Genomic DNA, 9782 nt, shown 5'->3' with positions numbered 1-9782 from the left:
TGGAAACCCTCTATCGAAACAAATCTATATAAAATATACTGAACCGCCGTATACGGAACCGTACGTACGGTGGTGTGAGAGGACGATAAATAAAATAATTATTTATCTCCTACTCGATTATATCCGTTATAATTATGAAGTGGAAAGAGGATGGGATATGAGTATAAAACTAATAGCGCTGGATTTAGATGGAACATTATTAACAAAAGAGAAAATAATAGATGAAGAAACAAAGAAGCGTTTGATTGAAGCTTCTCAACGTGGAATTGTCATTGTAATAGCTACGGGACGCGATAAGGGTGGTATTGAGTTTGTGTACAAACCTTTACAGTTAGAGCATATTGGGAATAACTATGTAGCAGGTGTGAATGGACAAATCATTTATGATTTTCATAAGAAAGAATACTTTGTGGATAAAGTCTTTGGTGAACAAGATGCGTATAAAATCAATCGTCTAGCAAAGAAATATAATTTTGAATGTATCAGCTGTTGTGGATATGATCATTATGATTTCATAAGTACACGTTTGAAGATGTTAAAGAAAGTACGTTCTTTATTAGTAGGACATCCTATGGACTATGGATTCAATCAAGGAAAACGTCGTTTCTTATCCATTCATGATACAGAATATAAGATTACACAAGATATCAATAAGTTTGTATTGATTCAAACAGCATCCTTTTTTAAGAAGCATTTGTCTCAAATACGTAAAGATTTAGCAGAATACGATATATTAGAAGTAGGACCTGCTTGGATCGAAGTTATGCCAAAGGGTGTTAGCAAAGCAAGTGCTTTGTTAAGGATTGGAAAAGAGCTAGGCATTACAACGGATGAAATGATGGCTTTTGGAGATGCGGAAAATGATATGGAAATGATACGTACTGTAAAGTATGGAATCGCAATGGGAAATGCCATGGAAAGCTTAAAACGTGTTGCCTTTGATGTAACAGATACCAATGAGAATCAAGGAATTGTAAAAGCACTCGATAAATATCTTACATATGAGAACTAAAAAAGCATTTGAGTGATTTCTTCAAATGCTTTTCTTTTGCTTATAGTGAACGGATAATATCACTGGTATGTGCATCGATAAGGGTGATGACATCCTGTGGATGCATTTTCAATTGTAATCCAATCTTACCTGCACTAAACATAATGTGGGAATATGATAGGCAACTTTCATGAAAAAAGGTACGATATGCTTTTTTCATACCAATAGGAGAACAACCTCCACGTATATAACCAGTTATCTTTTGGATATCTTTCACATGTATCATTTCAATGTGTTTTACACCAGCGACTTTTGCGCCCTTCTTTAAATCTAATTCATATGCAACAGGCACTACAAATACAAGATATTCCTTTGTGTTTGATAGTGTTACCAAGGTCTTAAATACAGTACTAGGATTCTGTTGAAGGATGGATGCCACCTGCATACCATCGACTGCATCCTTTCCATGTGGATAAGATAATACCTCGTAGGAAAGTTTTGCTTTGTCTAAAATGCGCATGGCATTTGTCTTTTCATTGCTCATTTCATCACCTCATATGACAAAATTATAGTACGACTATATCACAGCGTCATCTTTTCTTTTGTGAGTGGAAATGATATAATTCGCTCAGGTGATAGAATGATAAAACTAATAGCAATGGACATGGATGGAACATTATTAACGCAAAATAATGAAATCCTGCCAAAGACAAAAGAAGTCTTAATGGCATTACAGCGTAAAGGGATACGTTTGGTGCTAGCAAGTGGAAGAAGTTATAGTCGACTTATGAAACATGCATTGGAATTAGAAATGGATAGGTATGGTGGCTACCTTGTGGAAATCAACGGGAGTGCCATTTATGATGTTCAACAGGGAAAACGTGAACGATTATCTCAAATGGAAGTACCTCAAATACATGAACTCTTCCATTATTTTATGAAGTGGAATGTAGAAATATTATCACATTTGGATGATGGTATGTACGATTATATGAGCGAAGCTATTTATAAAGAAAAAGCGGAGTATCGTAAGGTACATAATCTTCCAGATGACTTTCCTTGGACACCTGGGCCATTTGAATTGTTGTATGACAATCGTCAAGGGTATCCAAGACATTTTCATATTCAAACACCAGAAGAAATTCAAGAGTGCGCGAACAAAATAAGTGTAACTTATCATGAAGATGTGATAGCGGAAGTTATGGAACAGGCAAGGAAAGATTTAAAAGGCCGATATTGGGTTGGGTTAACCACCCCACGCTGGATTGAAGTCATGCCTTTGGGTGTAAGCAAAGCCCATGGCTTAAAAATCGTTGGAGAGCGTCTTGGTATCAAAGCAGAAGAAATGATGGCTTTTGGAGATGGGGAAAACGATATGGAAATGATTGCTTTTGTAGGGATAGGTGTCGCTATGAAAAATGCATTTGCCGGTCTTAAAGAAATTGCAAAAGAAGTGTGTGAAAGCAACGAAGAAGAAGGCGTTGCGAAAACTTTACAAAGACATTTTGATTTATGAGCATATTCATGTATACGTAGCATACATTGTGATATACTGTTAACGTAAATGGAGGTAGCTTATATGAAAATTATAAATAAAGAGAACTTCGAAGAAACAATCCAACATGGTGTTGTTTTAGTAGATTTTTTTGCGACTTGGTGCGGACCTTGTAAGATGTTAGCACCTGTACTTGAAGATTTATCTAGTGAATTTGCTGGAAAAGTAGAAATTGTGAAAGTAGATGTTGATCAAGATCAAGCATTGGCTATGCAATTTGGTATTATGTCTGTTCCTACTATGATTATTTTCAAAGATGGAAAAGCGGTAAAACAGCTACAAGGTTTTACACCAAAACCACAATTAGCTAGCGAATTAAACGCGGTACTATAAGAGGACATCCATTCTCTTATAGTGTGTATATGTACAATGAAAAAGGCACTCTTGGGGAAAGTGCCTTTTTCTAAGTATTATTATTATTTTGAAAGGGAGAAAGTATGAGTTTATTTTTGGGGGGAATATTCATACTTGGCAAGTATTAGCTACTTGCTGATTACAGTATATAATAATGTTGTCGTTTAAGTTTGTAGAAACCATGGTAAATTATGTGTTTTTCTATATGTTGTAATGTACTTTGTGTGATACAAAGAGGTACAAAAAAAGCACTTGGGGGGAAGTGCCTTTTTTGTAAAACTAATTATAAATTATTGAAAGGGAAGAAGTATGAACGAATTCTTACATTAAGAATTCTCATACCAGCAAGTATTCTCTTGCTGAACAAAGTATACAAAATGTATACGGTAGTATAATGTATTATTTATGTTAAATTGTGTGATGCATAGAGAAGTTTACATGCTATAATATAGGAACGAGGTGTCCTTATGAAAATACTTAATTTAATAGAATCTGAAGTTTTAAAACAAGCACAAGTAACCTTTGCGGATAAGTTTGTGGAACTAACACAAACGGATTTCTTCTTGGATGATATAGAAAAAGGTGAAATACATATAGATGGGATCGATTACCCTTTGTATATAAATACACATTATGTATACGAAGATCATTTGGTCAACAACAATAAAACAAGATATAAAGTGCATATAACATGTGTGTTGGTGAAAGAAAGCCCATATGAAGTCATCTATGATAGTCGAGGAAAATATTATGTAGCGTATGAAGAGGATGGTATTCAATTCGTTCTTTATGAAGACTTTCAAAAAGCAATCCAGCCTTTTATTCATGAAAAAGAAGCACAATAACAATATTTCGACAGGTTTCGTATAGAAAGTTTTCTATGATAACTATGGCAATATATAGATAAACACTATCCCTGTATCTGTATAGACGCTCATGAATCCCTATGATCTAATAAATAAAGTCCTCTTGTGGGGCTTTATTTATTATGTGTTGATATATTTTTCATTTTCTACTTATAAAAATAAATAAATTGACGAAGATATGAACGTGTGGTAAACTTACTAAGTTATTTATGAAGCTTTACTTGTCATATATATAGAAAGAAGGTAGCAATGACAAAATTTAATGAATTAAACATCAGCAGCGAGATTATGAAGGCTGTTGAGGAGATGGGATATGAAAATGCAACCGACATTCAGGCACAGTCCATTCCATGTATTATGGATGGCAAAGATGTTCTGGGTCGTTCCAATACAGGAACAGGTAAGACAGCGGCATTTGGTATCCCGGCAATCGAAAAAGTTTGCGTGGGTAATAAAAACCCGAATGCTCTGATTATTTGTCCAACTAGAGAATTAGTTACACAAGTAGCAACTGAATTAAGAAAGTTTTCCAAATATAAAGAGGGCGTTAAAATCGTTCCTATTTATGGAGGACAACCAATTGATCGCCAAATCCAATTATTGAAAAGAGGATGTGGGATTGTTGTAGGTACACCAGGAAGAATCATGGATCATTTAAATCGTAAGACATTAAAACTTGCGGATACAAAAATGGTAATCCTAGATGAAGCCGATGAAATGTTAAACATGGGATTTAAAGAAGATATTGAAGAAATCTTAAGTTCTATGCCAGAAGGTAACCAACATCAAACCATTCTGTTCTCTGCAACATGGCCAGAGGCAATCTTAAGAATTACAAAACAGTTTCAAAATGATCCTGTTATGGTGGAAATCAAATCTGCACAGCGTACAATCGATACTGTAGAACAGGTGTATTATGAAACACCACGTGGAAAGAAGAACAATGCATTACGCGTTCTTTTAAATCATTATGATCCAGAACTTTGTATGATCTTCTGTAATACAAAGAGAATGGTAGATGAATTAAGCACGGAATTAAACAATCACGATATCAAAGCATTATCTCTTCATGGAGATATGAAACAAGAATTCCGTACAAGAGTAATGGAACAATTCCGTTCTGGAAAATTCCAAATCTTAATCGCAACAGATGTTGCGGCTCGTGGAATCGATGTAGATGATATTGATTTGGTTGTAAACTTTGATATTCCTCAAGACAATGAGTACTATATTCATCGTGTAGGAAGAACGGGTAGAGCAGGTAAAAAAGGTGTTGCCGTTACTTTAATCAGTGGTGGTAAACAACGTAATGCAATCCGTGATATCATTCGTTATACAAAAACAAATATTGCTCGTCATGCACTTCCAACATCAGCACAACTGATGGCCGCAAACCGCAATGCCTACATAGAGTCTGTAAAATTGGCTTGTAATGAAGGTATTACAGAAGAAAGCATGGAAATTGCAAATGAATTGATTGCGGAAGGAATTGCAGTAGAAAATATTTTATCTGCTTTAATTTCTATGGCATACAAGAATGAAATTATTGATATTGAAGAAGAAGAAAATGCAAAACGTTACGCTTCTGACTTCGATGCAGTTACATTAAAATTCAGCATTGGTCGCTCACATGGTGTAAAACCTGGTAATATCGTAGCCGCAATTGCAGAAGAAACTAGTCTAACAAGCAAAGCAATCGGTCGTATTGATGTACGTCCTGGCTTTACCTTAGTAGATATTGAAGCGAATAAAGTGGATGCTGTCTTAACAGGTATGCAAAGAAGCCATATTCGTGGACAAGAAGTAATGGTTGAAATCGATAGCGCTCCAAAACGTAGATCATCTGGCGGAGATCGTGGTGATCGTCCAAGAGGGGATCGTCCAAGAGGAGATCGTTCTAGAGGAGATCGCAATAGCGGTGGAGAACGTCGTCGTTCAAAAGACGATGGTAAGAGTCGTGGAAGTGCTCCTGCGAAAGAGAAATCTTCTCGTCGTAGTGGAAACCATGACAAAAGCGTTCGCAAATCAAAAACGAAAACGAAGTAAATGAAAAAGGATTCCTCGGAATCCTTTTTGTTTATTATTTCATGACAACGGTTCGATGTGGATAAGGGAAACTAATGCCTTCTTGATCGAAGCGTTTTTTTATGGAGATACGCAAATCTGATAACATGGCAAATCCTTCCGCGTTATTCTTTGAATAAATCGTCGTACGTAACTGTAATCCAGATTCATTAAAGTCAATGACACGTACAATGACAGGAGGGATGCAGTTCGCAATATCCTCTGGAGTTCTTGCGTCTTGATAATTTGGATGTCGCATCACTTCTTCTTGTATGATACACATTGCTTTATCCAAATCACTTTCATAACCAATTTCCAACATAAGAAAGTTACCTTTCGCATTCCCACTGCGACTCACATTTTCCAAGACAGCTTTGTTCATGACACTGTTAGGAATAATGATACGCGTATTCTCATAGGTTTTAATGACGGTATCTCGCAATGATATATCTGCGACATATCCTTCATATTCTCCATTGTTTACTTTTACCAAGTCCCCGATACGAAATGGCTTGAATGTAGAAATTAGTAATCCATTGACCATATTACCCAATGCTTCTTGAGCCGCTAAACCAAATACAACAGCTAAAATACCAGCACTCCCCCATATCTTACTGAGTACAGATTCAAAAGGTTTTAATAAGGATAGACAAGCATATATAGCAATCGTATAAAGTACGATTTTTACCAGACGAAGAATAAATTTCTCATTTGCCAATTGTTTTGTCTTAATGATACGAGATAAAATACGTATCAATATATACGTAGAACAAAGAAAGATAAGCATTATGATTATGGTGCCTAATAGACCATAATTAAAGAATGTACCTTTTCCAATATCGTTGATGGTTTTTAATAATGCAAGCATGGTATCACTGCCTTTCTTATGTTGTTTATTATACATGGAAATAAACAAAATATATAGGCTAAATAAGTGGAATTGTGTGATATTGTTGAATATAAATTATTTTTAGATATAATAATTTTAGATAAGAAGGTGCCTATGTGAATGTAAGAAGCAAGATACTGAAAATCAGGAATTTACCAACCAGTGGACATAAGATTGCACAGATCAAAGCGAAGCCATACGGCTTTATTCTTTTATTTTTATGCTTTGGAATTGCGCTTCTATGTACACGCTTCTTTATTGTTGGCATTATTATATCCGTCATTTTTTGTTACTACCTACTCTTTGTAAAAGATATGTTATTGATCGATTTCTATGATACACACGCTGTCTTTTATTTGAACAATGGAAATGATGAATGTTTCTTATTGTTTTGGGAAGATATTTATCATTGGGAAATCACAAGTACACGTAAAGATTTAGATGTACTTAATATTATCTTAAAAAACAACCAAACTTATCAATTGAAATGTTTAGGTAGAAAAAAGATTGAACAATACTTTGCACAATATGCAGATGAGGCATGTCAAAAAACGAGTAATGAGCAGCACGCTTTATGAGAGGTGCTGCTTTCTTCTTGTGGGGTGTTATGTTATAATCAAACATGTTAAAAAAAAGGAGATTTTATTTATGGAACTATTACGAGTTGTATTTTTTCATACAAAAGATATATTGAAAGGAAGAGGGTTAAAAATCTTTCTAGCGTTGTTTGGAGTATCTCTTAGCATTATGTTATACATGGAAGGGTTACAACTTGCTATGGATGTAAGTGGGTCTACGTATTCTATCGTATCCTTCTTCCTGTCTTTATTGAATATACTGGCAAATTATATCGTAATGTTTTTATTTATTAAGGCAGTACGTAATGAACCCTTTCGCTTCGCGGATATCCGCTTTGGGATATCTAGGATTGGACTCTTTATTGCTATGGGTTTACTTTTAAGCATATTACAAATACTAGTGAATGTGTTATGTGCATTCTTAGGAAGTATTACATTTTTATATCTGATTCTGTATACCCTTGTATATGCATTCTTTATGGCTTGGAATGCGTTGATTGCATATGGGATTTATGATAGAGGAAAATTTGGACAAGTATTGAGCGTGAGTGTACAAGTTATGAAAGACCATATTGGAGAAGTGTTTATGGCTGCCTTATGTTTGATGATTTGGTATTTGTTAGGACAATCATTTGTACCTAGACTTACCGATATGATATTAAGTGATAGTCTTTATGCAGGTGCGATTTTACCAGGTCTTATTGTAGGGGCTAATATCAGTGTAACTTCTGCGATTTTAATTACACTTGTAAATCTAGTATATTATTCAGGTTTATACGCTTGTTGTTTACCACTTTATACGTATTTAGCAAAACTATACAATGATGATACGACCATTCCACAAGGATCTACTACGAAAGCATTCTAAGGGTTGAGGTTGGATATGAAGGTTACTATCAAACAATTGCACAATGAACAAGAAGAAGCTTATATCTTTTGTTTAAAGGAACTGGTACGAGAACACAATCCCTTTACATTCTTGACACTAAACGATGATCAAGAAGACCATGTAAAAGAGTGGATTCATAAACATAGTGTACACACTCTTTATAAACATGATTTTCCTCATATGACGTATTGGGTTTTATTGGATAATCAGCCGATTGGTATCGCGACCTTAAAGAAGGAACTTTCACAAGCTTTATATGCAGATAGTGGACACATCGGTATTTGCATTATGCAAAATTTTCGTAAACAAGGATATGCGACCCTTGCATTACAAGCGTTGATACAAGAAGCACATACGCAATATCACATGGAAGATATCTTACTTTGTTGTGAATATAACAATGACGCTAGCAGAAAACTGTGTGAGCGAGTAGGTGGTATCATTAAACATGAAGATAGCTTTGTACATTATTGGATTAGCCAACATATCCAAAGCATTCAAGATTTATAAATGAAGAGGTAACTATGAAAACAATACATGAATTTATCAATTTCACAAATCTAAAAGGAAATCGTATAAAATTAACGCTTATGTTAATCATACCATCCTTGTTATATAGCTTAGCATTATCTTTTTTTAATACCATAGTGTATATCAGTGCATTCTCTAACTACTATTACTTTGCGTTGTACGTGTTTGTGTTAGGGACTTCCTTTATATACTTGATTCTATTATTTCAATTCATTCATAAGAAAAGGGATATAGAGATACCACATTCTATGAAACCATATGTACTTCCATACTTTTTCTTACAAAGTGTATTCTTTCTAATTATGATAGGAAGTGCATGGGGCTCTATGGCTCTTTTACAATACGCATCCTCTTTAACTTCTGTAATGAGCGTGGTTTGTACACTCTTGGCTATATTCTATATTCCTGTTCAGACCTTTTCCTTTTTCTATCTTTTTGATGGAGAGAAAAATCCATTCGTTATCCTTTGGAAAGCTACAAAGAAAGTATTAAAACATTATCAGTTCTGCTTTTATGCTTTGTTGACATTGGCACTTGTTGCGATATTTTATAATTTGATAATGGATGTCTTCTTTGGGATAGGAAGTAATTCTGTGCCTATGCTAATTGTGCATGATATTATGATTAGTTCTAATCCGTTTGCATTTGCGGGGACGTATGTTGCGTTTGCCTTTGAAAATATTAAGATGTGGGGACCAGTTTTGGTAAGTGTTATCTATGGTGTTCTTATGTGTAGTGTTTTGGTATATTATTATATGGGAATGTTATGTGCATACGATGAGGATATCAAAATCTAACCTATGACATAGTATGGTGTAGGTGATGACATGGAAGTGCGAGGTGCACCTATTTCCTTTATGATTATGGTAGAACAACATTCCATCTGCATTTGTATGAAGTTTATTCATCGTGAAGATGAGAAAGAAATCGATATTTATTTGGAGAGGCTGTAACGAATAAGAAACAGCCATAACATAAAAAAACACGTCAATCTCATAAGAGGAAGACGTGTTTTTTTGGTATAATTTAACTATGGAAAACAACAATGTGTTAGAGTTAAATTAT

The 9782-nt window shown here is 34.7% G+C and carries 12 protein-coding genes; 10 read left to right on the top strand and 2 right to left on the bottom strand.

The window, feature by feature from the left end; genetic code table 11:
- The first annotated feature begins 157 nt into the window (after positions 1-157).
- Entirely contained in the window at positions 158-1012 is an 855-nt protein-coding gene (locus tag ACWG42_RS14520; RefSeq protein ID WP_455793283.1) for a Cof-type HAD-IIB family hydrolase, read from the top strand.
- A 40-nt stretch (positions 1013-1052) separates the two neighbouring features.
- On the opposite strand, the gene ybaK is transcribed toward ACWG42_RS14520, so the two are convergent.
- The gene (gene ybaK, locus ACWG42_RS14515; RefSeq protein WP_455793282.1) at positions 1053-1535 is read right to left on the bottom strand and encodes a Cys-tRNA(Pro) deacylase; all 483 of its coding nucleotides are present in this window, start codon (positions 1533-1535) and stop codon (positions 1053-1055) included.
- A gap of 96 nt (positions 1536-1631) precedes the next feature.
- On the opposite strand from ybaK, the gene ACWG42_RS14510 reads away from it, so the two are divergent.
- From ACWG42_RS14510 to ACWG42_RS14495, 4 genes are all read left to right on the top strand, one after another.
- Complete coding sequence (locus ACWG42_RS14510) at positions 1632-2507, top strand: Cof-type HAD-IIB family hydrolase (protein ID WP_455793281.1); 876 nt, start codon at positions 1632-1634, stop codon at positions 2505-2507.
- Between the two features lie 63 nt (positions 2508-2570).
- The gene (gene trxA / locus ACWG42_RS14505) at positions 2571-2879 is read left to right on the top strand and encodes a thioredoxin (RefSeq protein ID WP_455793280.1); all 309 of its coding nucleotides are present in this window, start codon (positions 2571-2573) and stop codon (positions 2877-2879) included.
- 488 nt (positions 2880-3367) lie between these two features.
- A complete protein-coding gene (locus ACWG42_RS14500; protein WP_455793279.1) occupies positions 3368-3745 on the top strand; it encodes a hypothetical protein in 378 nt (125 codons plus the stop codon).
- A 270-nt stretch (positions 3746-4015) separates the two neighbouring features.
- Positions 4016-5812 carry a DEAD/DEAH box helicase gene (locus tag ACWG42_RS14495; RefSeq protein ID WP_455793278.1) on the top strand — a complete coding sequence of 599 codons (1797 nt, stop codon included), beginning with the start codon at positions 4016-4018 and terminating at the stop codon, positions 5810-5812.
- 34 nt (positions 5813-5846) lie between these two features.
- On the opposite strand, the gene ACWG42_RS14490 is transcribed toward ACWG42_RS14495, so the two are convergent.
- Positions 5847-6698 (bottom strand): mechanosensitive ion channel family protein, encoded by an 852-nt coding sequence (locus ACWG42_RS14490; RefSeq protein ID WP_455793277.1) that lies wholly within the window; start codon positions 6696-6698, stop codon positions 5847-5849.
- 137 nt (positions 6699-6835) lie between these two features.
- On the opposite strand from ACWG42_RS14490, the gene ACWG42_RS14485 reads away from it, so the two are divergent.
- The 5 genes from ACWG42_RS14485 (at position 6836) to ACWG42_RS14465 (ending at position 9670) form a co-directional block, all read left to right on the top strand.
- Entirely contained in the window at positions 6836-7297 is a 462-nt protein-coding gene (locus ACWG42_RS14485; protein WP_455793276.1) for a hypothetical protein, read from the top strand.
- 70 nt (positions 7298-7367) lie between these two features.
- Positions 7368-8165 (top strand): hypothetical protein, encoded by a 798-nt coding sequence (locus ACWG42_RS14480; RefSeq protein ID WP_455793275.1) that lies wholly within the window; start codon positions 7368-7370, stop codon positions 8163-8165.
- Positions 8166-8180: 15 nt separating this feature from the next.
- The gene (locus ACWG42_RS14475; protein ID WP_455793274.1) at positions 8181-8696 is read left to right on the top strand and encodes a GNAT family N-acetyltransferase; all 516 of its coding nucleotides are present in this window, start codon (positions 8181-8183) and stop codon (positions 8694-8696) included.
- 14 nt (positions 8697-8710) lie between these two features.
- On the top strand, positions 8711-9514 hold the full coding sequence (locus ACWG42_RS14470) for a hypothetical protein (RefSeq protein ID WP_455793273.1): 804 nt from the start codon (positions 8711-8713) through the stop codon (positions 9512-9514).
- A 30-nt stretch (positions 9515-9544) separates the two neighbouring features.
- Positions 9545-9670: a hypothetical protein gene (locus ACWG42_RS14465; protein ID WP_455793272.1), complete on the top strand. Its 126-nt coding sequence runs from the start codon at positions 9545-9547 to the stop codon at positions 9668-9670.
- Positions 9671-9782: the final 112 nt, after the last annotated feature.

This window comes from Amedibacillus sp. YH-ame10, from assembly GCF_053848885.1.
Note: the sequence above shows the minus strand (reverse complement) of the source record. Positions and strands in the feature narration are given on the sequence as shown.